26 protein-coding genes and 1 tRNA gene are annotated in these 25,358 nt (G+C 37.9%); 2 read left to right on the forward strand and 25 right to left on the reverse strand.

Annotated elements, in window-relative coordinates; all coding sequences use genetic code 11:
* Positions 1-55 precede the first annotated feature (55 nt).
* Positions 56-129: transfer RNA gene (locus ACFOUV_RS09935), tRNA-Met, on the forward strand.
* Positions 130-817: 688 nt separating this feature from the next.
* Here the strand turns inward: ACFOUV_RS09935 and ACFOUV_RS09940 are convergent.
* From ACFOUV_RS09940 to metG, 25 genes are all read right to left on the reverse strand, one after another.
* Positions 818-1,201 (reverse strand): S1 domain-containing RNA-binding protein, encoded by a 384-nt coding sequence (locus tag ACFOUV_RS09940; RefSeq protein ID WP_379496616.1) that lies wholly within the window; start codon positions 1,199-1,201, stop codon positions 818-820.
* 69 nt (positions 1,202-1,270) lie between these two features.
* On the reverse strand, positions 1,271-1,651 hold the full coding sequence (locus ACFOUV_RS09945; protein ID WP_379496617.1) for an FtsB family cell division protein: 381 nt from the start codon (positions 1,649-1,651) through the stop codon (positions 1,271-1,273).
* 5 nt (positions 1,652-1,656) lie between these two features.
* Positions 1,657-2,256: a spore cortex biosynthesis protein YabQ gene (yabQ, locus tag ACFOUV_RS09950; protein WP_379496618.1), complete on the reverse strand. Its 600-nt coding sequence runs from the start codon at positions 2,254-2,256 to the stop codon at positions 1,657-1,659.
* Positions 2,253-2,555 (reverse strand): sporulation protein YabP, encoded by a 303-nt coding sequence (gene yabP, locus ACFOUV_RS09955; protein WP_379496619.1) that lies wholly within the window; start codon positions 2,553-2,555, stop codon positions 2,253-2,255. Before yabP ends, yabQ begins: the two co-directional genes overlap by 4 nt.
* Before the next feature lie 54 nt (positions 2,556-2,609).
* Positions 2,610-2,867, reverse strand: a complete 258-nt coding sequence (locus ACFOUV_RS09960) for an RNA-binding S4 domain-containing protein (protein WP_379496620.1) — start codon at positions 2,865-2,867, stop codon at positions 2,610-2,612.
* 4 nt (positions 2,868-2,871) lie between these two features.
* A complete protein-coding gene (locus ACFOUV_RS09965) occupies positions 2,872-4,323 on the reverse strand; it encodes a bifunctional methyltransferase/pyrophosphohydrolase YabN (protein ID WP_379496621.1) in 1,452 nt (483 codons plus the stop codon).
* On the reverse strand, positions 4,316-5,902 hold the full coding sequence (locus ACFOUV_RS09970) for a putative polysaccharide biosynthesis protein (protein WP_379496622.1): 1,587 nt from the start codon (positions 5,900-5,902) through the stop codon (positions 4,316-4,318). The genes ACFOUV_RS09965 and ACFOUV_RS09970 overlap by 8 nt, the downstream gene beginning before the upstream one ends.
* 131 nt (positions 5,903-6,033) lie before the next feature.
* Entirely contained in the window at positions 6,034-6,567 is a 534-nt protein-coding gene (gene spoVT / locus ACFOUV_RS09975; RefSeq protein WP_379496623.1) for a stage V sporulation protein T, read from the reverse strand.
* Positions 6,568-6,695: 128 nt separating this feature from the next.
* Positions 6,696-10,223 (reverse strand): transcription-repair coupling factor, encoded by a 3,528-nt coding sequence (mfd, locus tag ACFOUV_RS09980; protein WP_379496624.1) that lies wholly within the window; start codon positions 10,221-10,223, stop codon positions 6,696-6,698.
* 77 nt (positions 10,224-10,300) lie between these two features.
* Complete coding sequence (locus ACFOUV_RS09985) at positions 10,301-10,531, reverse strand: anti-sigma-F factor Fin (protein ID WP_379496625.1); 231 nt, start codon at positions 10,529-10,531, stop codon at positions 10,301-10,303.
* A gap of 99 nt (positions 10,532-10,630) precedes the next feature.
* The gene (gene pth, locus ACFOUV_RS09990; RefSeq protein WP_379496626.1) at positions 10,631-11,194 is read right to left on the reverse strand and encodes an aminoacyl-tRNA hydrolase; all 564 of its coding nucleotides are present in this window, start codon (positions 11,192-11,194) and stop codon (positions 10,631-10,633) included.
* Between the two features lie 127 nt (positions 11,195-11,321).
* The gene (locus ACFOUV_RS09995; RefSeq protein WP_379496627.1) at positions 11,322-11,951 is read right to left on the reverse strand and encodes a 50S ribosomal protein L25/general stress protein Ctc; all 630 of its coding nucleotides are present in this window, start codon (positions 11,949-11,951) and stop codon (positions 11,322-11,324) included.
* A gap of 136 nt (positions 11,952-12,087) precedes the next feature.
* Positions 12,088-13,041, reverse strand: a complete 954-nt coding sequence (locus ACFOUV_RS10000; RefSeq protein WP_379496628.1) for a ribose-phosphate diphosphokinase — start codon at positions 13,039-13,041, stop codon at positions 12,088-12,090.
* Between the two features lie 15 nt (positions 13,042-13,056).
* Positions 13,057-14,436, reverse strand: a complete 1,380-nt coding sequence (glmU, locus tag ACFOUV_RS10005; protein WP_379496629.1) for a bifunctional UDP-N-acetylglucosamine diphosphorylase/glucosamine-1-phosphate N-acetyltransferase GlmU — start codon at positions 14,434-14,436, stop codon at positions 13,057-13,059.
* A 237-nt stretch (positions 14,437-14,673) separates the two neighbouring features.
* Positions 14,674-14,964: a septation regulator SpoVG gene (gene spoVG / locus ACFOUV_RS10010; RefSeq protein WP_379496630.1), complete on the reverse strand. Its 291-nt coding sequence runs from the start codon at positions 14,962-14,964 to the stop codon at positions 14,674-14,676.
* A gap of 176 nt (positions 14,965-15,140) precedes the next feature.
* Positions 15,141-15,968, reverse strand: a complete 828-nt coding sequence (purR, locus tag ACFOUV_RS10015) for a pur operon repressor (protein WP_379496631.1) — start codon at positions 15,966-15,968, stop codon at positions 15,141-15,143.
* A gap of 65 nt (positions 15,969-16,033) precedes the next feature.
* Positions 16,034-16,885 (reverse strand): 4-(cytidine 5'-diphospho)-2-C-methyl-D-erythritol kinase, encoded by an 852-nt coding sequence (gene ispE, locus ACFOUV_RS10020; protein ID WP_379496632.1) that lies wholly within the window; start codon positions 16,883-16,885, stop codon positions 16,034-16,036.
* A gap of 126 nt (positions 16,886-17,011) precedes the next feature.
* Positions 17,012-17,194 carry a small, acid-soluble spore protein, alpha/beta type gene (locus ACFOUV_RS10025; RefSeq protein WP_379496633.1) on the reverse strand — a complete coding sequence of 61 codons (183 nt, stop codon included), beginning with the start codon at positions 17,192-17,194 and terminating at the stop codon, positions 17,012-17,014.
* Between the two features lie 133 nt (positions 17,195-17,327).
* Positions 17,328-17,591 (reverse strand): biofilm formation stimulator Veg, encoded by a 264-nt coding sequence (gene veg / locus ACFOUV_RS10030; RefSeq protein ID WP_379496634.1) that lies wholly within the window; start codon positions 17,589-17,591, stop codon positions 17,328-17,330.
* 234 nt (positions 17,592-17,825) lie between these two features.
* The gene (gene yabG / locus ACFOUV_RS10035) at positions 17,826-18,692 is read right to left on the reverse strand and encodes a sporulation peptidase YabG (RefSeq protein ID WP_379496635.1); all 867 of its coding nucleotides are present in this window, start codon (positions 18,690-18,692) and stop codon (positions 17,826-17,828) included.
* A 130-nt stretch (positions 18,693-18,822) separates the two neighbouring features.
* Complete coding sequence (gene rsmA, locus ACFOUV_RS10040) at positions 18,823-19,701, reverse strand: 16S rRNA (adenine(1518)-N(6)/adenine(1519)-N(6))-dimethyltransferase RsmA (RefSeq protein ID WP_379496636.1); 879 nt, start codon at positions 19,699-19,701, stop codon at positions 18,823-18,825.
* Entirely contained in the window at positions 19,694-20,260 is a 567-nt protein-coding gene (gene rnmV / locus ACFOUV_RS10045) for a ribonuclease M5 (RefSeq protein ID WP_379496637.1), read from the reverse strand. Before rnmV ends, rsmA begins: the two co-directional genes overlap by 8 nt.
* A 109-nt stretch (positions 20,261-20,369) precedes the next feature.
* Positions 20,370-21,602 carry a ubiquitin-like domain-containing protein gene (locus ACFOUV_RS10050; protein WP_379496638.1) on the reverse strand — a complete coding sequence of 411 codons (1,233 nt, stop codon included), beginning with the start codon at positions 21,600-21,602 and terminating at the stop codon, positions 20,370-20,372.
* 247 nt (positions 21,603-21,849) lie between these two features.
* A complete protein-coding gene (locus ACFOUV_RS10055; RefSeq protein ID WP_379496639.1) occupies positions 21,850-22,617 on the reverse strand; it encodes a TatD family hydrolase in 768 nt (255 codons plus the stop codon).
* Between the two features lie 70 nt (positions 22,618-22,687).
* Positions 22,688-24,715: a methionine--tRNA ligase gene (gene metG, locus ACFOUV_RS10060; RefSeq protein ID WP_379496640.1), complete on the reverse strand. Its 2,028-nt coding sequence runs from the start codon at positions 24,713-24,715 to the stop codon at positions 22,688-22,690.
* Positions 24,716-25,035: 320 nt separating this feature from the next.
* On the opposite strand from metG, the gene ACFOUV_RS10065 reads away from it, so the two are divergent.
* Positions 25,036-25,311, forward strand: coding sequence for an AbrB/MazE/SpoVT family DNA-binding domain-containing protein (locus tag ACFOUV_RS10065; protein ID WP_379496641.1), 276 nt, complete (start codon positions 25,036-25,038; stop codon positions 25,309-25,311).
* The last annotated feature ends 47 nt before the right edge of the window (positions 25,312-25,358 follow it).

Raw genomic sequence — 25,358 nt, forward strand, 5'->3', positions numbered from 1 at the left:
TATCTATTGACACAATTTCTCCTCTGTTGTATTATAAATTCTGTTGACTTATTTTGGCGGTGTAGCTCAGCTGGCGAGAGCGTACGGTTCATACCCGTGAGGTCGTGGGTTCGATCCCCTCCGCCGCTATCAATAAATAAAAATCCACTCGGCATTCCAGCCTTGAGTGGATTTTTTTATTTGCTATTTTTTAAAAGATAGAACTACGGTTACTCGTCCACCAAAAAGATTTGTCGTTATTTTAAAAAATCTATAAACTCCGACGTAAGATAAACTTCGGCGACCGCTCTGGGAAATATACTTCGCTTTCCGCGGGCGGCTGGTGAGCCTCTTCATGCTTACGCATTTCAGAGTCTCACCTATGCCTTTCCTCCCGCAGGAGTCTTCGTATATTTCCCAGAGCTGGTTAAGAGGTTGCTGAAATTACTATAGCGTGTGCTAAAATAACATCATACAACTTCACCAGTCCGGGTGAGCGGCGGGCGGTGACTCCTGCGGGAACAAATGTTTTCGGTGGGGCGAGTAATCGCAGTCCCAGCACGTGTCCGAAGACCAGAAGAGTGGTTTTCTCTTCGGGGCTGAGGCCGTGCCCGCGGAAAGCATCCGCCCAGAGCGATCCCGGACGGCGGGAAAAGCAGTTACTTCACAGTTTATAGATTTTGTGAAATAACGACAAATCTTATTTGTAAACTATCTTGAAATAAAGATATAGTTATTAAAAGTAAAACATTTGATTTCTACATTAAAAAAAGCAGGTACTGGTTTCGACCCGCGCCTGCTTTATATATATTAGAGCATTGTCCATAGACAGCAGCTGCTACCCTCTTTTAGCACCTCGACCTCCACGCTTGGATTCCGTGTGCTTCTTCAAAGAGGCTAAACGATCCTCTGAGTCTTTGAGAAAACGATTCATCTTAGATTCGAAATTTTCAGTCCGTTCTTTCGGGCTTTTTTGACGTACTGGTCGATCCTTTGCCTTCTTAATGGATAAACCAATTTTACCGTCCTTTTCGACATTAATGACTTTTACTGTTACCTCGTCACCAACACTCAAGTGTTCGTTAATATCTTTGACATAGTTGTCAGCAACCTCACTAATATGGACCAGACCCGTTTTACCTGCTTCCAACTCCACGAATGCTCCAAAATTAGTAATCCCGGTTACCTTCCCCTGCAGCTTACTGCCTACTTCGATTGACATAAAAAAAATGCTCCTCCTTAAAAGATTAAGTGTAGTTCTTATATAGTATATTAATGTGATTGAAAAGTGTCAATAAGACGGCTCCTCGTCAGGAAGCTTGAATATTAATTCGCCCTCTTTGGAGAAGAAATAGTTCGTTCGAGCTATATCCAAAACATAATCTTCATCTTTTAAAAGCTCAATTTCCTCGGTAAGGTTTGCTTCTTCTTTTTTCAACGTTGTAAGTTCTTCTTCCAGTTGTTCATATTGTTCTAGTTTTTCGGCTTGAAGCTCACGCTGGTTAAAGTGGTATGCAGCCATGCTACCAATAGCGATAGCTATAATAATAGAAAATAACACAAGACGCCGAATTAGTCGCTGCTTTTTTCTCTTCTGTCTTTCTATGTATGCATCATACTGCTGCATGTAATTCGAGTCTAATCTTGTAATCGTTTCTTTCTTGGACGACATAGCCACTACCTCCTTTTAGACTTTAGATACTTCAGGTATTTATAACATATATTCTTCATTGTACTATAAAATCCTGCTATTTTGTGTAAAAAATTTTTAAATCTATTCGGTGCTACTTTATACATTCCAATTGCAATCCACCCAAATGGAGTTAAAATCATTTTTAGAATAAATAGGATTATCGAACCTAACAAAGTAATAATAGAGACAATAATACGTAAAATAAGTTTGATAATCCATGAGATTGGCGTAATAATTAGACCTTGAAACAAACTTTTGAAAAAACGATAAATAGCGGTCGTAATTTGTATAATCCATTCCAATGCTATTTTGTATATCGATTTTGCAAAAACTTGATACATAGAAAACCCGAGAAGACAGGCCAGGAAAACATAGAGCCTTAATTCCCCCGCATTCACGCGAAACAGCACATAAAAGATAATTCCTGTTTGGGTCAGCCAAAAGCTTATTTCCAAAAAATACGTTAAAAAGATACTGTTCTTCCAGTAAGGTGTAAATCGGCGAAACGTTTCTTGTATTATTCCCAAATAAAAGCCACTTGAAACCATAGCGATTAGAGTCAGGAATTGGACACTGAGTGTCATCGGAACAACTTGCTAAAGAATCCTTTAGCTTTCTCCTGTTGCTGTTCATCTACATAGGAAAGCTCATAGATTTTCCCTTTTATTGTAACGACACCTTCTGTCACATCTAGATTCTTTAACTGTAAATTTTGACCACGAATAATCAGGTAGCCCATCACCGTCTCCAACAAAAACTCTTCATTATCAAAACTGTCTACTTCTTTTACTCCAGTTATCTCTAGGTTTTTGCGGTTATTCAATTTTACAGAGTGATCCGTTTGTTCACGAGTTATCGTTTCCTTGTTATCATAATAGTTCATAAAAAGCCCTCCTTATCATTATTAATTTATGATAGGAGGGACAAGTATAGAACTCTATTCAACCTTTTCTTCCTTGACGATTGTGTATAATGTTTCGGCTTCATCTTTTCTAACTTTTTCTCTCAGATCATTAACTTTTACAGTTACAAGTTTCTGTCCAAACCGAATAATGAGCTCATCCCCTGGAGACAGTGTAGTGGAAGCCTTAGCCTGATTCCCATTAACTGTTATCCGCCCCTGATCAGCAACCTCTTTGGCTAATGTTCTCCGTTTGATAATTCGTGATATCTTCAAAAATTTATCCAATCGCATTGTATCACTCTCTTTCTTTCGCTTGGTTCCAGTATACATCCATCTCTTCAAGCGTTGCCTTGTTCATATCAGCATTCTTCTTTTCAAACTGCTTTTCAATATAGGTAAAGCGTGAAATGAATTTCTGATTAGCCCTGTTTAATGCAATTTCAGGATTAATCTTATAATACCTTGTCAAGTTGGCCAGCACAAACAGAACATCACCGAATTCATCTTCTATTTCATTTATAGTCTTTGTTTCGATCGCTTCCTGGACTTCATTTAGTTCTTCTTCTAGTTTCAACCAGATATCCTTTACGTCTTTCCAATTGAATCCAACTTTTGCGGCCTTTTTCTGAAGCTTATAAGCCTTTGCAAGAGAAGGGAGGTGCTTCGGTACCCCATCGAGTACGGATTTGCGTTTATCGCCTTTTTCTTCTTTTTTTAGTTCCTCCCAATTCCTTGTTACCTCTTCAACAGAGTTGACCTTCGTATCTGAAAAAACATGAGGATGACGAAAAATCATCTTCTCTGTAATCGAACGGATGACATCGTCTATTGTAAAATAGCCATCATCCTCACCAATTTGACCATAAAGCATGACATGCATCAGTATATCGCCCAGTTCTTCTATTATATTTTCATCATCTTCTGCATCAATGGCGTCAATAAGTTCATATACCTCTTCGATGGTATATTCCCTTAGTGATTCATATGTCTGCTTTTGATCCCAAGGACATCCACCTGGTCCCCTTAATGTCGCCATAATTTCCCTTAGGCGATTAAATGTGTGATTCAATGTCGTCGGTGGTGCTGGCGGGACATAAACACTTGTCAAATTACTGACTTCCATAGAGCGATCCAGTTCTTCCAAAGGGACGGTAATGATTCTTTCTTGCTCACTTCCAGCTGCTTCAATAATAGTAACTTTATAATCTGGTGGAAGATCTTCCAGTAAAGCAAGCTTCACATCAGAAGCAATAAAGCGGTCATACACCTGGCAAAAGATAATATGATGACGGTAATCCAAGTCACTTCGATTGAAAGAGGTTCCATCAGTAAATTGAAAACCTTCAATCGGATCTACCCTTAAGGATGTAAATAAATCATCTAAATAGCTTTGTCCTCCTACCACCTTCACTTCCACCTCGGTCTGCTCCAGTAAAAGCTGAACTGTTTTCTCAGCGAGCATCGGATGACCTGGAACAGTATAGATAAGTGTCTCGTCAGAATTCCTTGCATATTTAATTAAGGTTTCTGTAATCCGGTCATACACCATTCCAAATTGTTCTTCTTCCTCATACATTGCGTCAAAAGATTCAAAATGGACACTTTCCTCTTGCAATGATTCTATAACCGGGTGGTCAATGGTGCGTGTATAAATAATTGTATCTGACTTTGTTAATTTTTTATAAATACCTAAAGGAAGCTGATCCACGTCCCCGGCACCAAGTCCAATGATTTCAATCCTACTCATTTATTTTCCTCCCTTTATAAATGCGAATAAACAACCTTGACTTTGGCAACATTGCTAATTCATTCTCTGTAAAAGCACTTCCTCGCAGCAGAATAATAATAAAAATAATCCCACCTGTTATAGCTATAAATAAAACATAGAACAATAACAATACACGAGAAACTTCTGCAGCTTCGGAAAATATCCAATCCATCAGCGTAATATAGACTCCCATTGCGATACTCGATTTCATAAGTGCCAACCAATTAATTCGGCCAAGAAAGTCGAGCCCCGGCAATTTCCTTTTCAGTTCATACAGAACAATGATAAACAGCATAAGTAGACTCAAGACTGTTGCAATCGCACTGCCCATTATTCCTAAAACTGGGACTAACAGTTGGTTTCCAATCCATTTAGCAAAAAAAGAAATTAAAATAAATCCAGCTGTCCGTTTAATATGACCCATTCCCTGAAGGATGGAAGAGGCTGTAATGGCAATCGAACAAAGAAATATGGAGAGTACAAGTGTTTGTAATTCCATTGTTCCTTTTTCATCTTGGAATAATAAAAGATTCGTTTCTGGGAAGATAGCAATCAACCCGATAGTTGCTCCGACAGCCAAGTAAAAACTGAAAAGTAGTGCAGTGCGGATATAATTGTAAAACGTATCCGGATCTGCTTCTGTCTTTTCCTTTGATATGGTAGGAATCAACGCTAATGCAAAAGATGATCCCAATACTGTTCCTAACTGGATTAATGGTTGACCACGATCAAAAACGCCTTTTGCTTCCATCGCTTCCGTTTGTGTTAGCCCATATTCCTTTAAACTTTGAATCAATGTGAATGCGTCAGCAAATTGAATAACGATCAATACCATATGATTTAATGCAGCTATAATACCAAGAATCCACAAATTTCTCATATAGTAATTCCATGGAATCTCATATTTCTCATTGGAAACAGGCTTCGTCTTGATAAAGAAAAATGTCAGAATAAGAATTGCAACGATTCCACCAAAGATAGACGCTAGTGCTGCTGCCTGTCCAATCTCATATAATTGGTGATTTCCAAAAGCAACATACAAAGCTGCCATGATTATAATAAACACACGGATAAACTGTTCTCCCACTTGAGAGTAAGCAGTTGGTTTCATAATATAATTACCTTGAAAGGCCCCTCTTAACAATGCAGAAAAGGGAACAAGTAAAAAAGTAAAAGCGGCAAATTGATATGTATGTGCTAAATTAGTATCCCCTACCCAAGCCGCAATTGACTCTGCATTCATTAACAAAAAAAGAAAGATAATTCCATTTATTCCAATTAAAATGGAAAAAACCGGAAGATAAAAACTTCGAAAGGAAGGGGGTTTTCCTGTAGCCTTTAATTCGACCGCCATTTTGGATATGGCCGAGGGAAACCCATATAGCGAAAGAATCAATGCAATACCTAATATTGGGTATACTTGCTGATATACATAAAATCCAATATCTCCCGTCAAATTCTGCAATGGTATTCGGTATCCTGCACTTAATATTTTACTGATAATTCCTGCCATTGTCAGAAGCAATGCACCTTTTACCAGCTTGTTTGTTTCATTCATGATTCGCGTCCTTCATGTAAATTTTACCTTAGTATAACACAGGTGTTGAACTTTCACTTGATACTAAATACACCAAATAAAAAGCTGCCTAAGAAGTTTAAACTTCTCAGGCAGTTACGATGCGTTAAGTACTATTCCATCTGTTTAGCTAAAAATCCTGCAGCTGTTTCTGCACTTTTTTGTTCAACTTTTCCGATTTTTTCCTCTTTAGAGAATATCATTACACACCCGATAGGATCTCCATTCGCAATAATAGGACTAATACAATAAGATTGGAGTTCCTGTTCCTGACCTTCAATTATTTCCATCGTCACGGGATCCGCTTCAAATAGTTGGGTTCTACTTTCTATCGTTTTAGTCAATTGAGCAGCAATATTTTTATTTAAATAATCTTTTTTCGATTCACCAGCAATAGCAATAACCTCATCCCGGTCACTAATAATTACAGGTGATTGCAAAGAGTTAAACAGTGCCTCTGCATATTCTTTTGCGAAATGCCCTAATTCACTTATCGGGGAGTACTTTTTTAAGATTACCTCCCCTTCTCTATCAACAAATATTTCCAGTGGATCTCCTTCACGGATACGTAGTGTTCTTCTAATCTCTTTTGGGATAACCACTCTGCCTAAATCATCAATTCGACGTACGATTCCTGTTGCTTTCATCTCTAAGCAGCCTCACTTTCTAATGATGATTACTTTCCCTAACGTTTCGTTTACTTAACGTGTAAAAATCACCAGGTGTGGTTTTAGTATAAATCATCCAGAAATAACTATACATTCCATGGAAAATTTTAATTGTCCCTATTAACACTACTTAATTTCTTAATAAATTTCTCAATTACTTCGTATCTGCTATATTCCGATTCATTAGACCACTTAAATATAATCTTTAGCTTTTTGTTTTCTGTTCCCAATCCAACATTTCGGCCAAAGGAATTTGCCAGTTCAAAGAGCTTTGAACCGTCAATTTGCTGGCTACGATTTTCGTCGATAAGTAGGACAATTTTCTTGTTCCGCTCCGTAACAGATTCCACACGCTCCGTTTTGGCATAAATTTTTAGTGAAGATACCGTAAATAAATTATCTACTTCTTTCGGATAATCACCAAAGCGATCCATTAATTCATCTTTAAGTTCTTCAATATCTTCCTTAAGGGTCATTCCCTGAAATTGTTTATAGATGTCAATTTTCTGCTTTTCGTCTTTAATATATTCATCCGGAATATATGCATCAAGATTCAGTGCGAGTTCAGGCTCAAATGGCATCATTTCTTCCAGATTCTTCCCTGCTTTGCGTGCATCGATTGCATCTGTCAACATTTGAGAATACATATCAAACCCAACCGAATCGATGAATCCATGCTGCTGCGCCCCTAGTAGGTTCCCTGCGCCACGTATGGATAGGTCACGCATCGCAATCTTAAATCCAGATCCTAGCTCCGTAAACTCTTTAATCGCTTGTAGGCGCTTTTCAGCTACTTCTGTAAGCACTTTGTCCTTCTGATAGGTAAAATACGCGTAGGCCACACGATTAGAGCGTCCAACGCGGCCTCTTAATTGATAGAGCTGACTTAATCCCATGCGATCAGCATTGTTTACAATTAACGTATTCACATTGGGAATATCGACACCTGTTTCAATTATTGTCGTACTGACAAGAACATCATACTCCCCTTCCAAAAATCCGAAAATAACACTTTCCAATTCGGTTTCATTCATTTGTCCGTGAGCAACGGCGATTTTTGCATCATCCACAAGCATCCCAAGATCTCGGGCAACCGTATCGATGTTCTCCACTCGATTATAAAGGAAAAATACCTGACCTCCTCGCGCCATCTCTCTTTCAATGGATTCACGTATGAAAATCGGATTGTATTCCATGACATAGGTCTGAATAGGAAAACGGTTTTCAGGTGGAGTTTCAATAACAGATAAATCTCGAACTCCGAGCATGGACATATGCAGTGTCCTTGGTATTGGGGTCGCTGTCAATGTCAGAACATCCACATTCGTTTTTAGCTGTTTAATTTTTTCTTTATGTTTGACTCCAAATCGTTGTTCTTCATCGACAACAAGTAAACCAAGGTCACGATATTCAACATCCTTGGACAAAATTCGATGTGTTCCTACAACAATATCGACAGTCCCTTTCCTTAATCCATTAAGCGTATCCGTTTGTTGCTTTTTTGTCCGAAAACGACTAAGAAGACCTATATTAATTGCATGATCCTGGAATCGTTCCCGTATGGTTTCAAAATGCTGTTGTGCCAAAATAGTAGTCGGAACCAATATAGCCACCTGTTTACCGTCTGCTATCGCTTTAAATGCAGCTCGAATTGCAACCTCGGTTTTCCCATAACCTACATCACCACAAAGCAGCCGATCCATTGGTCGCTCCCGTTCCATATCCTGCTTAATTTCTTCAATACATCGAAGCTGATCTTCTGTTTCCTGATAAGGGAAGGAAGCCTCAAATTCACGCTGCATCTCCGTATCCTCAGAGAAGGCAAAACCCTTTTTCGCTTCTCGTTCTGCATAGAGCTTTATAAGATCATCAGCTATATCTTCAACAGAAGATTGTACTTTTCGCTTTACTTTCGTCCACTCGGATCCACCAAGCTTGTATAATTTCGGTTCTTTCCCTTCAGAACCTACAAATTTTTGGACAAGGTCAATCTGGTCAATTGGGACAAATAATTTGTCGTCTCCAGAATACTTAATCAGCATGTAATCCTTATGCAAATCATTTAATTCAAGCGTCTCAATACCAAGATATTTACCTACACCGTGATTCGCATGGACCACATAATCCCCAATTTTCAGCTCCTGATAGCTTTTTATACGCTCTGCATTGGAAATCTTCTGTTGTTGCTTCCTTGGTCGTTTGGACCGTTTTTTAAACAATTCATTTTCCGTTATGACCGCAAGCTTGTGCATGGGTAGTTCAATACCATTCGTGATATTACCAACTGCTATGGTCGGCATGTCCACCGGAAGCATCAAACTCTTTGTAATCGTTGCGTCAATATCATAATCGGCTAAAATCGAATGGATTTTATCTGCCCGCTTTTTGTTCGGGGCAAGGATCACTACAGAAAATTCCCCTTTTTCCCAACGCTTCAACTCATTTTTAAATAAGTGCATTTGTCCGTGAAATTCCTGCATGACTCTTGAAGATAGATTAATAATATTTTCCGGCTGCGTATTCGGTATATGTCTCAGAAACACAGACATGTAAATTCGTTGGTGCTTCATTGTTTCTATTACAGTATTCCAATCCAATGAAAATCTGCTGTTTCTTACCATATGACCGGATTCAAGCAAACTGCTATACCATTCTGCCTCTTCTGTATCAAGATTCGTAGCCGTCTCCTGAATTCTGCTCATCTCATCAAGAATAATAAGTCCGTCAGAAGCTATATAATCTAATAAACTAGCAGGTTTTGAATAGAGAAAGCCGATATATTTATACATTTCTTGAAACCGCTCTAAATTTTTAAAGCGACTAATATCATGCTCCATGACTTCGACTAACTTCTCTTTCGCATCTATTGCTTTCATTTTTTTCAAGCTTGCAGCAAGTGCCTCTTCCAACCTTGTTGAAGCGGCTAAAATGTCTTCATCTGTTAGTAGCAGCTCGGTGGCGGGCCCGATTATTACCTTGTCTACCTTATCCAGGGATCGTTGCGTTTCTGCATCGAAATAACGTATCGAATCTATTTCTTCGTCAAATAATTCAATACGTATTGGATGCTGTTCTGTAATTGGATATATATCTATAATTCCCCCACGACGGCTGAACTCGCCAGGAGTAGTGACCATCGATGCTCGTTCATATCCCATATCGACAAGTGAAGTAAGGTAGGAATCAATTGCAATTTCCTCCCCGTTGGTAAAACGTAATTGGTAGTTGCTCCAATAATTTTTGGGCGGTAATATTCGTTTTAATGCTGCCACTGGGGCAATTAATATTCCCGATTTCTTATTGGACCATTGTGTTAGTGCCTCAATCCGCTGGGCTCTTAGTTCTGGACTAGAAATGGAAATTTCTGAGGCAATCAATTCATTAACTGGATATAAGTAAACATTTGTTTCCCCCATGAACTCTGATAGGTCATCATAGAGCTGCTGTGCTTGCACCAGTTGATGGGTCACCAAGAGAATCGGTCTGTTAACAGATTGATTGACCACAGATACGAGCATGCTTCTTGCAGACCCAGAAAGCCCTGCAATTAGCTGCTCTTTCATTCCGTCGGTAACCCCACTTATAATCGATTGGAAATCTTCTTTCGTTTTTAGATAGTTATTAATACCCTTCATCGTTATACCCCTCTTAAAATGCATATATAAGCGCAAAAATGCCTTGGTTTACTGAACCAAAGCTTTTGCTGCGTATGTTATTGTATAAAAAAATCCAACTCATGATAATTGGGATGCTGTCCTAAGGCTTGTTCACAGTTCTCACAAATAGTATTTATTTGAATATCACCATTACTATCATAATGGATCATTTCTTCCTTTTCACTTTTGCTCAACTGATCGAAACCAAGTGACGATGCATCAATCACCTTTTGCTCCAGTTTCCCGATTGTATGTCCGCAGTGTCTGCAGTTATAAATAATTGACATAGATATCCACCTCGAATAATCTTTCTATTAAAAGTTTATCCGCTTGATGGTATATTATACATCAACACTTAAATCAATCCGTATATATAAGCTTATGTATCAATTATTGTATTCATTCATTACTTCAATAAAGGATGTACCCTTAACCCAAGATTCACAGGCATCTGCAGCATTTTTAATACTAATGACAACATCTTCTTTTTCTGCCTTTGGGAAAGATCCCAACACATAGTCGACTACTGGAATAGATGTTGATGGTCTGCCGATACCTAGGCGAATGCGTTTAAACTCCTTAGTACCAAGGTGATCTATCGTCGACCTGACTCCGTTATGCCCGCCATGGCCACCTTTTTGGCGCAGTCGTATCTTTCCTGTTGGTAAATCGAGATCATCATAGATAACAAGAACATCTTCGAGATTCACATTATAATAATCCATTAATGGACGAATAGATTCTCCGGAAAGATTCATATACGTTTGTGGCTTTAGAAATATCACTTTATCATCGCCAAAAATCTCCATGGCGTAATCTCCGTGAAATTTAGACTTGTTCAAGCTCCATTGATTACGTTTCAAGAGCTCATCAATCACCATAAAACCTATGTTATGCCGTGTCTGTGCATACTTTTTACCTGGATTGCCTAATCCTACAATACATTTCATTTTGCTTCTTCCTTTGGAAAAAAAGTAATAAACTATTTCTAAACAACAACCCCCCCACTAAGAAATTGGTTTTTCCTTCTTAAAGGAGGGTACGTTGCTGTTCATTATATTAAAACTTTAATTGATTTTATTCTTTATCTTCTTTTTCAGCGCCTACCAACTCTGGCTCTGCATTTTCATCTGTATCTGTTTCAAAATCTTCTTCTGTGGTTGGCGGTACTACCGTAGCAATGGTAGTGTCCTGTTCATCCAAAATTTCGTATGATCCTTCTGTTGGAATATCGGCAACAGTGAGACTGTCTCCAACTTCCAGAGCAGAAACATCCACTGAAATTTCTTCAGGAATGCTGCCAGGTTTTGCTCTTACCTGAATTTCGTATAACGGCTGCTGCAAGACTCCACCATCTTTTGAGCCCTGTGCTTCTCCATCTAAACGAAGTGTGACAGCTACATCCATTTCTTCGGACATATTAACTACATAAAAGTCTGCGTGAATTAATTGATCTTTAATCGGATCGATTTGATAATCATGAAGCATTACATCCACCGCGCCGTCGTTTTCGACATCCAATGAGATGATTGCATTTCTACCTTCGTCCCGAACCGTTTTAACTAATTCAATGCTATCTATCACAACACTTTTCGATTCCTTTTCTTTTCCGTAGACAACCGCTGGAATTTTCCCACTTAGTCTAATCTCTTTTGTTGCTGATTTCGTAAGATTTTCCCGTTTCGTTGCATTTAACTTTACTGCCATATTAATCACCCTCCAAATTTTTTAAAACATTTCTTCGAACAGTTAAGTATTTCTCTTTCTATTCATTCCATATGTTTATCGTGGAGAAAAAAACGGTCAATATAATTAATACCCGATATTCGGTCGATCTAAACCATTAATCAAATAAAACACTAACGGATTGCATTTCATGCACACGTACAATTGCTTCTCCAATAAGCGGGGCTACGGAGAGAGCTGTAATTTTGCCACTGTATTTTTCTTCCGGAAGCGGAATACTATTTGAAATAACAAGCTCTTTGATTTGAGAGTTATTAATTCGCTCAATTGCCGGACCTGAAAGTACAGGGTGTGTACAACAAGCATATACTTCTTTGGCGCCATTTTCAATTAATGCATTTGCTGCAAGGGTAATCGTTCCTGCTGTATCGATAATATCATCAATCAGAATAGCTGTTTTCCCTTCGATATTTCCGATAATATTCATGATCTCAGCTACATTTGGGCGCGGACGACGCTTATCAATTATTCCAATAGGTGATTTCAAACGATCAGCCATTTTACGTGCACGCGTCACACCACCATGATCAGGTGAAACTACGATTAAGTCTTCAAGGTTTTTGGCTTCAAAGTAACTTGATAAAATCGGAACACCTTGCAAGTGGTCAATTGGAATATTAAAGAACCCTTGTATTTGCGGTGCATGCAAATCGAGTGTAATAACTCGGTTTGCCCCTGCAGTTTCAATTAGGTCTGCCACCAATTTAGCGGCAATCGGCTCACGTGATCTAGCTTTCCGGTCTTGGCGAGCGTAGCCATAATATGGCATAACGATGTTAATCGATTTTGCTGAAGCGCGTTTAAGTGCATCAATCATAATAAGTAATTCCATAATATGCTGATTAACAGGAGCAGATGTAGATTGAACTACATATACTTCAGAACCACGAATACTTTCCTCGATATTAATCTGTATTTCCCCATCGCTGAATCTTGATACCGTACATTTCCCAAGTGTTGTTCCAATATGATCTGCAATCTCCTCCGCCAACTTAGGGTTGGAATTTAATGAGAAGACCTTCAACGATGAATCCTTGTAGCTAGATGTCATGAAATATAACCTCCGTTAATCTCTTTTCCTATTTTTTAAATTTGTAACATAGCCTTCTTTATTCGTTTGTCTAGCTCTTGCAACAGATAATGCCTCTTCTGGAACATTTTCCGTAATCGTTGAACCTGCTGCAACATAGGATCCTCTTCCAATTTTCACAGGAGCAATTAAGTTTGAATTACAGCCTATGAAGGCATCGTCCTCAATGGTAGTCAAGAATTTATTCGTTCCATCGTAATTTACTGTAATTGTACCACAACCAATGTTTACATTACTTCCTACTTCTGCATCACCAATGTAACTCAAATGGGAAACTTTGCTGTTGTCGCCAAGTTCAGTTTTCTTAATTTCTACAAAGTTACCTAGTTTAGCATCATGACCTATCGTTGAATCAGGTCTAATATGCGCAAATGGGCCAATTTTGACACGGTCACCAATTTTACTATCATTTGCCACACTTTGTTTAACAATTGTAGCTTCCCCTATAGAACAATTTGAGATTTCACTGTTTGGGCCAATTTCAGCATTCGTTTTTATAATGGTTGTTCCTTTTATGATTGTACCCGGGTGAATAATAACATCGGATTCAATAACGACATCTGGTTCAATATACGTATGATCCGGATCAATAATTGCAACGCCATTGCGCATATGCTTCTCATTAATACGCTTTTTCATCGTTTTTTCGGCTTCAGCCAATGCAACACGATCGTTTACTCCCAATGTTTCTTCAAAATCGGGAGTTAAGAAGGCACTAACTTTTTTACCTTGATTACGCATAATTTCAATTACGTCTGGCAAATAGTATTCTCCCTGTACATTATCATTGGAAACTTCTTGTAGTGCAGCAAAGAGAGCCTGATTGTCGAAGCAATACGTACCAGTATTTATCTCATTAACAAGAAGTTCACCTTCACTCGCATCCTTATGTTCAACAATTCGTTCCACTTCATTCGTTTCATTACGTAAGACTCTTCCATATCCTGCCGGGTTATCTGTCTTTGCAGTCAAAATCGTTGTACCAGCACCTGATTCTTCGTGATGATTAAATAACGCCTGATACGTTTCTCCCTTAATCAAAGGTGTGTCACCACAAGCTACAATGGTAGTACCTTCTTTATCTTTCAATAACGCTTCTGACTGTAAAACAGCATGTCCCGTACCTAATTGTTCATCCTGGACTACAAATTCACTTGCCTGCCCAATTTGGTCTTTCACTTTTTCAGCACCAAAGCCTACTATTGTTACCATTTTATCCAATTTCACTGTATTTAATTGATCTATAACATGTTGCACCATTGCGCGTCCAGCAACTGGATGCAAAACTTTATAAAGCTTAGACTTCATTCTAGTTCCTTGCCCTGCTGCAAGAATGACAGCATAACGATTAGTCATAAGGAAACCTCCATCATTTCTAATTATCCACTTTAAAATATATCGTAAAAAACATATCATTTCAACAACGGTTAACGATGGAGGATAATATTTGAAGTGAAAAATGTAGATGCTGTGACGTTTGCGTGGGAATGCAACCTTAAATGTTTGAGGGAATAGCGATTTTTTAAACAAAAAAAGAAGGTCAACCTTTAACAGATTTGACCCCTTTACTTATCATGACTATTTAAACCTCTATTAAGAAGCACCTGCTTCTTCATATTTAACTTCACTTTCACCCACACGACGATATTCTTCTAAAACGGCATCCTGAATCTTTGAACGTGTTCCTGAATTGATTGGATGTGCTATATCCCGAAATTCCCCATCAGGAGTTCTTTTTGACGGCATCGCCACAAATAATCCATTATTACCGTCGATTACGCGTATATCATGGACTACAAACTCCTGATCCAACGTGATAGATGCTATAGCTCGCATTCTGCCCTCTGTATTAACGCGGCGTAATCTAACGTCAGTTACTTCCATGATGTCTCACCACCTTTTCCCTTATGGACTTACTCTAACTATTTCAACAAAACAATTGAAATTCCTGCTTAAAATACAAAAGAAATTAAATATTTTAAATTAGAAGTAAGTTTAAAAGGAAAAATACGAATAACCCATTGGAATTAGTATCTAAAAATAACGTCATTAGTGGGTTATTAGGAATCTGTGTGGTTCTCCACATAATTACCTGATTGTATTTCAATCTTATTATGTCGGATATCTACATTTGTGATTTTTACCAAGGAAGTATAATTATTTATGACACGTTCTTCTTCCTCATCATCTGCTTCAGCCAATACTCCTATTGCTTGTACACGCGCATCAAATTCAGCAAGCAAATTAATCATACCGGTAATGGTTCCTCCAGCTTTCATGAAATCATCGATAATACAAACATTCGCACCTTCTTCAAGGCTACGTTTTGGCAATACCATCGTTTGTATTTTTCGTGAAGAACCAGAAACATAGTTAATACTTACGGATGAACCTTCTGTCACTTTTGGATCTCTTCTGGCAATTACAACCGGGACGTTCAGGAAAGAGGCAACAGCATATGCCAATGGAATACCTTTTGTTGCAACAGTGACAATCACATCAATCTTTACTTTTGAAAAAGCAGATGCAAAAACACGTCCTATTTCCCTTACTGTTCTCGGATCACCGAGTAAATCACTCATATAAAGATAGCCACCTGGCAAAATTCGTGCTGGGTCCTCGAGTTTCTTTCTTAATTCTTCAATGAATTGCATACTATTTTCACGAGAAAACGCAGGGATATATTTTACGCCGCCCCCTGCACCCGTGGATCGTTGCAGATACCCCATACCTTGATTCTGGAAAACTTCATTAATAATATCCAAATCTTCACTAATAGAAGATTTTGTTGTCTCACAAATTGTTACGAAATATGGCAATTGTATATGTTTTCTTGGGTTTTCCAGGAAAAAATCAGTCAATACTACCAACCTATTGCTTCTTTTCATTACTACACCCCAAAACCGTATATTTAATTAATAATATATCATTATTATACGTATTTTAGCAATACTTACCCCAATAAACGAACAAGGTATACTTCATCACAAAATCCGCGCATCCCATTATAAATTCGAGTTGCTTTACTTTGTTGTTCGACTAATCCATATACAGTAGGCCCACTACCACTCATAAGTACTCCTGCAGCGCCCGCATGAACCATAGCCTCTTTTATCCGCATTACTTCTGGATGTAATGAAAACGTGATGTCTTCAAGTGAATTCCCGATGTTCCTGCATAATTTATCGAATTTCCTTTCACTTAACGCTTTAAGTATTTCCGAAGTCTGGGGATGAAAAAGTCTCTCTACATCGATTTTCTCGAAAATGGTCTTTGTAGAAACACCAATATCTGGTTTTGCTAAAATAATCCAACAGGAAGGTGGGGATGGTAATGACTCTATTTTTTCACCATACCCCCTAGCTATTGCAGTATTTCCATATACACAAAAGGCGACGTCCGCGCCAATCGTTGACCCTAGTTCTGCTAATTCTTCAAGTGGGATACCCAATGACCATAGTCTGTTAAGCCCGCGCAATACTGCTGCTGCATCTGTACTGCCTCCTCCCAGTCCGGCTGAAACTGGAATATTCTTATCAATACGGATGTGGACCCCCTCCGTAATCCCGTACGCCTCTTTAAAAACATTTGCGGCCTTATATGCTAAATTCCGTTCATCATTAGGTACATATCTGCTTTCCAGAGAAATCTCAATCCTATTTTCCTCTAACCGTTCCAATTCGATACGATCAGCTAAATCGATGGAAGTCATGATCATTTCCACATCATGATATCCATCCTCTCTTTTTCTTAATACATCAAGAGATAAATTAATCTTCGCTGGGGCTTTCTCTAATATAGTCATTGTTATCACCACCTTTTCACGTCCTTGAAAATATAAATAATTGTAACATAATTAAAAAGCATAGGCGACTCGCGTGTTGTTAACAGGCACAAATAGCAAACAGGAAGACTAAAAAAGACAAACCCGTTAGGATCTGCCTTTCTGTTGCATATTTTGTTCTGCGATTTCAATAGCTCGTTTAACCATATTACCGGCATCCCTTGACTTAATGCCGCCCCAACCTTCTTGCTGTACCGTGTCGTAAAACCCTAACTCTTTGGCAATCTCCTCTTTCAAATGGTCGGACATGATTCCTCGGCGTCTACCCACGAAAGAACAACCCCTTTCTGTTTGAGCTTTCTTACGACAATATTAGCATGTGTTGATTCGTAAAAAAAAACACCCAGCAGATTTATGTAAAAAAGGAAATTTTTTTGAATAACAAAAAACAGTAGACAAGTGTCTACTGTTCCATCAATATTGCTTTATTTCCATCAAGAAAATTTAATTCAACCGTTTCTGTTAATATGTCTGCATAGCTGTATGAAACACGTTCGAATGCATTTTCGTCTTGGTCAAGCTCAACGACAAAGACTGAAGGATACGTTTCTGCCAGAACTCCCGATCGAATAATCGTTTTCCTTCTTCCTCCGTTAGCTTTTAATTTCAACCTTTTTCCAACATGACATTCAAGACCTTGCTTAATTTCGATTAATGTTTTAGCCACTATACTCCACCTCACTAATTTATAGTTTAACACAAACCCGTCCAATAGTCAAATAAAACTTTATATTATATCAGTAAGTCTTTTTTCCTGTCAACAATAAAATTTGTCTATTTCCTATATTATCTGTAATTATTAACAAAATATGTATTATTTTATCGAAAAATTTTCGGAATAAAACTTGTCCTAACAGAAGTTTGGGTCCTTATCTCTATTGGATAAGGAAAAACCCCAAATTTATTCTCCATTTTCTTCAAGATAGGGCATCCCAGTTCGAAGTAAGCCCCTCGTTTCAATTCCACCCATTCCTTTTTCCCCAGTCAGTGTGTTCCTCAGTGCATCCCATACACCCACACTTTCCATAAATGGTGTATAGGCAATTTTTGCTGCAATATAGACAGGGTCTAGTGCATGTATATTGACCCGTAAAGGGGAACTGGCAAAATTTGCTCCTGCACGTATAAGGGATTCAAAATGCGATTGACAAGCACCAGCGAAAATTACGAGCTGATCCAAGTTCGGATTTATTCGCCTTGCCTCCCTTACCGTTTCTGCAAAATATTTAGAATGCCTATATGCTTGTAAATCATTTTTCATCCCTTTATTCTTTGAATAGGAATCATGACCTGTAATAACGATAATATCTGGTTGTATTCGTTTCACTAAACTTCCAATCTCATCCGGCATTTCTTTTTCATTGATATGAATTCCATGAACCTGTAGGCCAACACGCTGATATAAAGAAATACATTTTCTTAAATATGTCTGATCCCCGTCCAAATGCAGTACTTTTGCTGGCAGCTGAAAAAACCTACCTTCGTTAAGGTACCCATCTGTTGTTTGATACGTTCTTTTTTCTTTCATAAGCTGATAATCCTGTCGAAATAGTCGATAGGAAAACTCTTCTTTCTCTTTTTCCTTTTCCTGTCTTTTAACAATTTCTCTTCCAGCAGCAATTTCAAGATCATTAATCGGAGCGTCCGCTTCCAGTCGCAAATCAGCTCCCTGTATAATTGCTGTATCCTTTTTTATCGATGCTACACGAAATAATAAATCATGGTTATAAGACTTTCGTGTAACGAGATCACCCGTAGTAATATCCATTTACCCACCTCTTGACTTCGTTCTTCTATAGACTATGAGTATGTAAGGGCTCCTGTTCCTTGGCAGCCAAGTCATGTTACCCCCATAAAAATTGAAAAAGCTACTGCCTTATAGGGCAATAGCTGTATAATTACATTCTCTCTTTATAAAACGTATTGGCAAGCAGAGCAAACTCCGCCATATCAAGGGATTCTCCACGTCTTGTACCATTGATATCGATGCGTTCTAAAATCTCATTAATTCCCTCTTTTGTATACTGCTCTTTAAAATAACTGGTTAAGTTATTACGTAATGTCTTTCTCCTCTGAGCAAAAGATGCCTGAACGAGGTTAAAGAAAAATTCCTCATTCTCTACATGTACAGGTGGTTCTTCACGCATGGTCAGCTGTAGAATACTAGAATCAACATTTGGCTGTGGCATAAATACACTTTTAGGTACCGTCATAACAATTTTTGCTTCTGTGTAATACTGTACGGCAATCGTCAATGATCCATAGCTTTTGCTGTTGGGTTTTGCTGCCATTCGTTCTGCAACTTCCTTTTGAATCATCACTGTGAAGCTTGAAACAGGTAATTTATCCCTCACAAGCTTCATTAGTATAGGGGTCGTAATGTAGTATGGTAAATTTGCTACGACATGTATGTCTTGTCCAGGCTCAAAATATGTTTGGATAACTTCGCTTACATTTGCCTCCAGGATATCCTGATGAATAATTTCAACATTTGGATAGTCCCCAAGCGTATCTCCAAGAATTGGTAAAAGACGTTGGTCAATCTCAAAGGCAACAACCTTATTTGCATAAATAGCCAGTTGTTCCGTCAACGCCCCCATTCCAGGACCGATTTCTATTGCACCTGAAGATTGATCAATCCCTGTACTATTAATAATATTTTTCAATACATTTACATCCACTAAAAAATTTTGTCCAAGACTCTTTTTAAAAGTAAATTTATATTTATTTAGTATTTCTTTCGTTTTTAAAGGAGTAGCTATATATTTTTTAGACATTTTTATCCTCCTGTTGCAAAACTTTAACAGCTTGTTCAAATTGCTGTTTCGTAATCTGAAACTGGGTTAGTCGCTTTAATAGTTGTTTTCCGTTAGTATGTCCGATTTGGAGCAATTCACCAAGCTTTGCCCTTCTCATGCTTGCCTGAGGCCCACCAATAAGCCCAAATGCTATCAAATCAGCTTTATCTATCTCACCGTCACTTACTTCTGCTAGTTCATAAACATCCTTTAATGCATGACGAATCGATTCGATCGTCGCATGTTCAATTCCAAGGCTTTTGTTCGTTTGATTTTTAGCTCTGGCCTGATTCCTAGTCAAAAAGGCATGTTTACAACCTGGGACAGCCTGATCTACGATATGACGAATACGTTCGCCTGGATAATCGGGATCGGTAAAGATGATAACCCCACGTTTCTCCTTTGCATGCTTAATTCGGGTCAGAATTTCTTTATTGACAGCAGAACCATTGGTTTCAATTGTATCCGCGTCTACTGCTAAGCGGATTTTAGCTGTATCATCTCTGCCTTCCACAACAATTATTTCTTTGATTTTCAAAAGATTTCCTCCAATAAACAAATGGATAAATACGATAATATAACTAAATAATGCTCTTATCATCATAGCATGATAAGAGCATTTTATCCCATATTTCACAAACATATAATTAATCTATAACTTTTACCTGAACCGTTTTAACACCCCATGAATAGGCATCTGATTTGGTTGGAACATGAAGATCAATACGATTCCCTTTAATATGACCACCCGTATCACCAGCAACTGCTTCTCCATAACCTTCTACCCATACTCTCGTTCCTAAAGGAATAACATTTGGATCGACAGCAATTACCTTCATGTTCGGATTTGCTTTCAAATTAATTCCTGTAGCAGTCATCCCAGAACATCCACTACAGCCTGCGGTAAATGCACTAGCAGTCATCGTAATGCTTTTGCTACCTGAATTATTGCTTGAAGATTCAGCTGAAGCGTTTGATTTCTTACTTGCTACTGTAACAAGATTGGGTTCCGGCTGCTCTTCCTTCGTTCCAATAGCTACGACCTCGTTAACACTTTCCGTAATATCTTCTTTAACCAGCTCACGTTTCACTTCTTTATTGTTCTCTTTTATAATCTTATATATTTTTTTAACGGTACCTTCTTTTCCTTCAGAGATCACTTTTTCATTCCCTTTCAAAAGAGAATGGTCCTCACGTTTTTCGGTGTCATATGCAAGTGTTTCAGTAATGACCTCTTCCTCTTCACTAACACGCACAATTGAAATTTCATCAGCTTTTGTAATTTCTTCATCTAGCGCTGGTTCAATTTTATCTTCACCTTTTCGATCGTATCTTACTTCCGCTTTATTCAACAAGTCTTCTACAGTGCCACCTGTTGTCCAAATCCGCTTTTCTTTGCCACCATCATTGATAGTAACTTCATATGCTGTTAAAACTTCTATATGTAAACCATCTTCGGTTGCTTCTGTTGTATTATGTGATATTTCATCTTGTTCTGTAAACGAAAAGTTTGCTTCTGTGAAAAAATCATCAACTGTCTCGGCTGTTGTGTAGTAAGTCTCTTCTTCGCCGTCAATACTCACCGTTACTTCTTTAGCAGCGTCAAATTCAACTGACATTCCATGTTCAATGGGAGTATCCATCTCATGGGATATCGCATCGTGCTTTCCAACGGTTATTCCTAACTCTTCAAGCAAGTCTTCTACAGTATTTGTGTGTGTCATAACTGTTTGTTCTTTTCCATTATCTGCAAAAACTACTTCCGCTTTCGTTGCTTCAAATAGTACAAATCCAGAAAATACAAGTAGTGCTAAAACACCAATACCAGAAATAACCAGCTTCATTTTCGATGCCGGCAATAGCTTTTGAATTAATCTCATGCTCCTGCCCCCTTATTCCCAATCGATTATATAAACAGATATATGTAAAGTCAAAGCTATTCCGTTTACAACTAGTTTACAATTATATTACAGAGGGTAATCCAACGACTGAAATTAATTAGTAAAGATATTCTCACTTCTTGCTGTGTAAGGGCTTGTGGATTATTACAAAATAAGAAAAAAAGAGAATTGGCATCAAGCCAATCCCCTAATTTTTTCCATGAATATAACTTTTATTACAGAAATCTTAATTAATTCCAAATAAAAATAGTCCGTTTTTCGTCGTCACTTCGCTAAGTTCTTTTACTTCCATCTCTCTTAATTCTGCGATTTTTTCTGCTACTAATTTCACATAAGCAGGCTCATTTCGTTTCCCACGATTTGGATGAGGAGCTAAAAAGGGTGCATCTGTTTCAATTAATAAGCGATTCAACGGTACCTGTTTAGCAACCTCTTTTGGCAATGGAGCATTCTTAAAGGTTACAGGACCACCAAGAGAAATATAGAAATTCATATCCAAACATGTCTGTACGTAATCAATAGAATCATTGTAACAATGCATGATTCCACCCACTTTAGAGGCATCTTCTTCTTTCAGGATTTCAATAATATCCTCTGTTGCCTCGCGATTATGAATAATAATTGGCATGTTTAGCTTTTTAGCCAAGCGGATTTGCTTACGAAATACTTCCTTTTGAATATCTTTCGGAGATTTATCCCAATGATAATCCAGTCCCATTTCTCCAATTGCAACGACTTTTGGATGGTCTGACAAATCTTCAATCCATTGAAGATCCTCATCCGTCATATCAATCGCATCAACCGGATGCCAACCAACCGCTGCGTAAATCGTTTCATATTGTTCAGCAATCTCAATAGCAAGCGGTATTGTTTCCCTGTCAAACCCTACTACAACCATATAGTTAACACCTGCTTCAATAGCCCGTTGTATGGTTTCCTCACGATCGTCCGCAAATTGTTTTGCATTTAAATGTACGTGTGTATCAAATAACATGCCGCTCATCCTTTACGCTTATATTTCTATTGAAAACGCCCTGCTAAAATTTTAGCAGGGCATCTTTTAGTTAGGCAATTTCAGATCCATTTTGTGCTTCAGATGGTGCTTCAATAACTTGTAACTTACCATCTTTTTCGGCAGAAAGTATCATGCCTTGACTAATTTCGCCGCGCATCTTACGTGGTTTTAAATTCGCCACAATAACTACTTTTTTACCGATTAATTCTTCTGGATTTGTATACCATTCCGCAATACCCGACAGGATTTGACGGTGTGCTTTGTCTCCTGCATCCAGGCGGAATTTCAGTAGTTTATCTGCACCTTCCACTTTATCACAGGCAATGACCTCAGCTACCTTTAATTCCACTTTATCAAAGTCATCATATTTAATTTGTTTCTCCTTGACCGAAATTAATTCTGTTTCTGACGGATTCCAATCGTTTGTTTCTTCATTTTCCTCTATAGTCTTAGAAGTACCACCAGCCATTTGCTCACGAATATATGCTACTTCTTCCTCCACGTCCAAACGAGGGAAAATTGGTGTTCCTTTTTTAACCACTTTCGTATTTTCCGGGAATCCACCGAAATTCACAGTTGCCCAATCTCCTGCGTCGTCTCCGTCAACACCTAGTTGAGTAAAGATTTCTTTTGGCGCATGTGTCAAGAATGGCTGCAGCATAATAGCCGATACACGTAAACTCTCAGCTAAATGGACCATTACACTCCTTAATTCAGCTTTTTTCCCTTCTTCTTTTGCAAGTTTCCATGGTTCCGTTTCATCAATATATTTATTAGCACGTGAAATTAATGTCCATACATTGTTAAGTGCACTGCTAAATTGCATGTTTTCCATTTCTTCCTGATACACTTCAATTACTTTTTCAGAAGTTGACCTCAATTCTTCGTCAAATGCTGTTACATTTCCATTGTATGCAGGGACATCGCCACCAATATATTTGTTAATCATTGCTACCGTACGATTTAACAGATTCCCTAAATCATTTGCCAAATCATAATTCACCCGTGAAACAAAATCTTCTGGTGTAAACACGCCATCACTTCCAAAAGCAACTTCGCGCATCAAATAATAACGTAATGCGTCTAAACCATAGCGTTCTACCAACATCTCAGGATAAACAACATTTCCTTTTGATTTTGACATTTTACCATCTTTCATTAACAACCAACCATGACCAAAGATTTTCTTCGGTAATGGTAAATCCAAAGCCATTAACATAATTGGCCAATATATCGTATGGAAACGTACAATTTCTTTACCTACCATATGCACATCTGCCGGCCAGAATTTGTCATATAGTTTCTTATCATCTGTACCGTAACCAAGTGCAGTAATATAATTAGCTAATGCATCAATCCAAACATATACAACGTGCTTCGGATTACTTGGTACTTTAATTCCCCATGAGAAAGTTGTACGTGAAACAGCGAGGTCTTCTAAACCTGGTTTAATGAAATTATTAATCATTTCATTTTTACGGGATTCAGGTTGAATGAACTCCGGATGCGCATTATAATATTCCAGCAAACGATCTGCATATTTACTCATTTTAAAGAAATACGATTCTTCTTTAATCAATTCAACCGGGTGGCCACTATCAGGTGACTTTCCTCCAATTACTTTACCCTCTGTATCACGTTCTACATCAACGAGTTGTGTTTCTGTATAGAATGTTTCATCCGGTACGGAATACCAACCCTCATATTCATCTAAATAAATGTCACCCTGCTCTAAGAATTGTTCAAAAATAGCCGCTACTGCATTTTTATGGGTTTCTTCGGTGGTACGAATGAATTTATCATTACTTATTTCGAGTAATTTCCATAATTTCTGCATACCATCTGCCATACCATCCACATATTCCTGTGGCGTTGTATTTAACTCGATCGCTTTGTTTTCTATTTTTTGACCATGTTCATCACTACCTGTTAGATAGAATACATCAAAACCCTGCATTCTCTTGTAACGAGCCATTACATCGCAAGCTATTGTTGAATAAGCATTACCAATATGTAACTTACCGCTTGGATAATAAATTGGTGTAGTTATATAAAAAGTTTTCTCATTTTTTGACATACACGTACCTCCTTAATCTATACCCTCATATTATCATAAAATCTATTGTAGCTATTATAACGTAATTTGCCAAATACTGTGTAATAACGACATATAAAATACTCTTCTAATGCATTTATAACCCATTCTTCTTATTTATATAATTAAAAACGAATGAAGTAAATAAAATTTTCCCACTAATGGTAAAATTTTGTTGACACATTAATTTAAAATTGGTATTCTATTTCTAATAAAGATGTCGAACCATGACGATTTTTTTAACAAAGAGAAAATTTACAGTAAAACATGGATTCTTGTTTTACTAACCTTGGGAGGAAACAATGAAGTCTACTGGAATTGTACGTAAGGTCGATGAGCTGGGCCGTGTTGTCATACCAATTGAACTTCGTCGTACACTGGATATCCATGAAAAAGATACAATGGAAATTTATGTGGATAACGATAAAATCATCTTGAAGAAATATAAACCCAATATGACTTGCCAAATTACTGGTGAAGTTTCAGAGGAAAACATGTCTTTAGCAAATGGGAAGCTAGTCCTCAGCCCAGAAGGTGCACAGGCACTGATGGATGAGATTCAAACACGATTAAAATAATCACATAAAAATCATACTCACCAAATAAATAACAAAGTTACAAAGAG

The organism is Oceanobacillus longus (assembly GCF_042650085.1).
GTDB lineage: Bacteria > Bacillota > Bacilli > Bacillales > Amphibacillaceae > Oceanobacillus > Oceanobacillus longus.

What these genes read in the sequence shown, in the direction of transcription:
- ACFOUV_RS10050 (WP_379496638.1), bottom strand. Translation starts at nt 21,602, where the DNA reads ATGAGATTAATTCAAAAGCTATTGCCGGCATCGAAAATGAAGCTGGTT.
- ACFOUV_RS09965 (WP_379496621.1), bottom strand. Translation starts at nt 4,323, where the DNA reads ATGAGTAGGATTGAAATCATTGGACTTGGTGCCGGGGACGTGGATCAG.
- yabP (WP_379496619.1), bottom strand. Translation starts at nt 2,555, where the DNA reads ATGAACTATTATGATAACAAGGAAACGATAACTCGTGAACAAACGGAT.
- ACFOUV_RS09985 (WP_379496625.1), bottom strand. Translation starts at nt 10,531, where the DNA reads ATGTCAATTATTTATAACTGCAGACACTGCGGACATACAATCGGGAAA.
- metG (WP_379496640.1), bottom strand. Translation starts at nt 24,715, where the DNA reads ATGTCAAAAAATGAGAAAACTTTTTATATAACTACACCAATTTATTAT.
- ACFOUV_RS09960 (WP_379496620.1), bottom strand. Translation starts at nt 2,867, where the DNA reads ATGCGATTGGATAAATTTTTGAAGATATCACGAATTATCAAACGGAGA.
- ACFOUV_RS10055 (WP_379496639.1), bottom strand. Translation starts at nt 22,617, where the DNA reads ATGTTATTTGATACACACGTACATTTAAATGCAAAACAATTTGCGGAC.
- yabG (WP_379496635.1), bottom strand. Translation starts at nt 18,692, where the DNA reads ATGGATATTACTACGGGTGATCTCGTTACACGAAAGTCTTATAACCAT.
- ACFOUV_RS09945 (WP_379496617.1), bottom strand. Translation starts at nt 1,651, where the DNA reads ATGTCGTCCAAGAAAGAAACGATTACAAGATTAGACTCGAATTACATG.
- spoVG (WP_379496630.1), bottom strand. Translation starts at nt 14,964, where the DNA reads ATGGAAGTAACTGACGTTAGATTACGCCGCGTTAATACAGAGGGCAGA.
- pth (WP_379496626.1), bottom strand. Translation starts at nt 11,194, where the DNA reads ATGAAATGTATTGTAGGATTAGGCAATCCAGGTAAAAAGTATGCACAG.
- mfd (WP_379496624.1), bottom strand. Translation starts at nt 10,223, where the DNA reads ATGAAGGGTATTAATAACTATCTAAAAACGAAAGAAGATTTCCAATCG.
- glmU (WP_379496629.1), bottom strand. Translation starts at nt 14,436, where the DNA reads ATGACTAATCGTTATGCTGTCATTCTTGCAGCAGGGCAAGGAACTAGA.
- purR (WP_379496631.1), bottom strand. Translation starts at nt 15,968, where the DNA reads ATGAAAAGAAGCAATAGGTTGGTAGTATTGACTGATTTTTTCCTGGAA.
- ACFOUV_RS09970 (WP_379496622.1), bottom strand. Translation starts at nt 5,902, where the DNA reads ATGAATGAAACAAACAAGCTGGTAAAAGGTGCATTGCTTCTGACAATG.
- ACFOUV_RS10065 (WP_379496641.1), top strand. Translation starts at nt 25,036, where the DNA reads ATGAAGTCTACTGGAATTGTACGTAAGGTCGATGAGCTGGGCCGTGTT.
- rsmA (WP_379496636.1), bottom strand. Translation starts at nt 19,701, where the DNA reads ATGTCTAAAAAATATATAGCTACTCCTTTAAAAACGAAAGAAATACTA.
- yabQ (WP_379496618.1), bottom strand. Translation starts at nt 2,256, where the DNA reads ATGACACTCAGTGTCCAATTCCTGACTCTAATCGCTATGGTTTCAAGT.
- ispE (WP_379496632.1), bottom strand. Translation starts at nt 16,885, where the DNA reads ATGACTATATTAGAGAAAGCCCCAGCGAAGATTAATTTATCTCTTGAT.
- spoVT (WP_379496623.1), bottom strand. Translation starts at nt 6,567, where the DNA reads ATGAAAGCAACAGGAATCGTACGTCGAATTGATGATTTAGGCAGAGTG.
- ACFOUV_RS09995 (WP_379496627.1), bottom strand. Translation starts at nt 11,951, where the DNA reads ATGGCAGTAAAGTTAAATGCAACGAAACGGGAAAATCTTACGAAATCA.
- ACFOUV_RS10000 (WP_379496628.1), bottom strand. Translation starts at nt 13,041, where the DNA reads ATGACATCTAGCTACAAGGATTCATCGTTGAAGGTCTTCTCATTAAAT.
- ACFOUV_RS09940 (WP_379496616.1), bottom strand. Translation starts at nt 1,201, where the DNA reads ATGTCAATCGAAGTAGGCAGTAAGCTGCAGGGGAAGGTAACCGGGATT.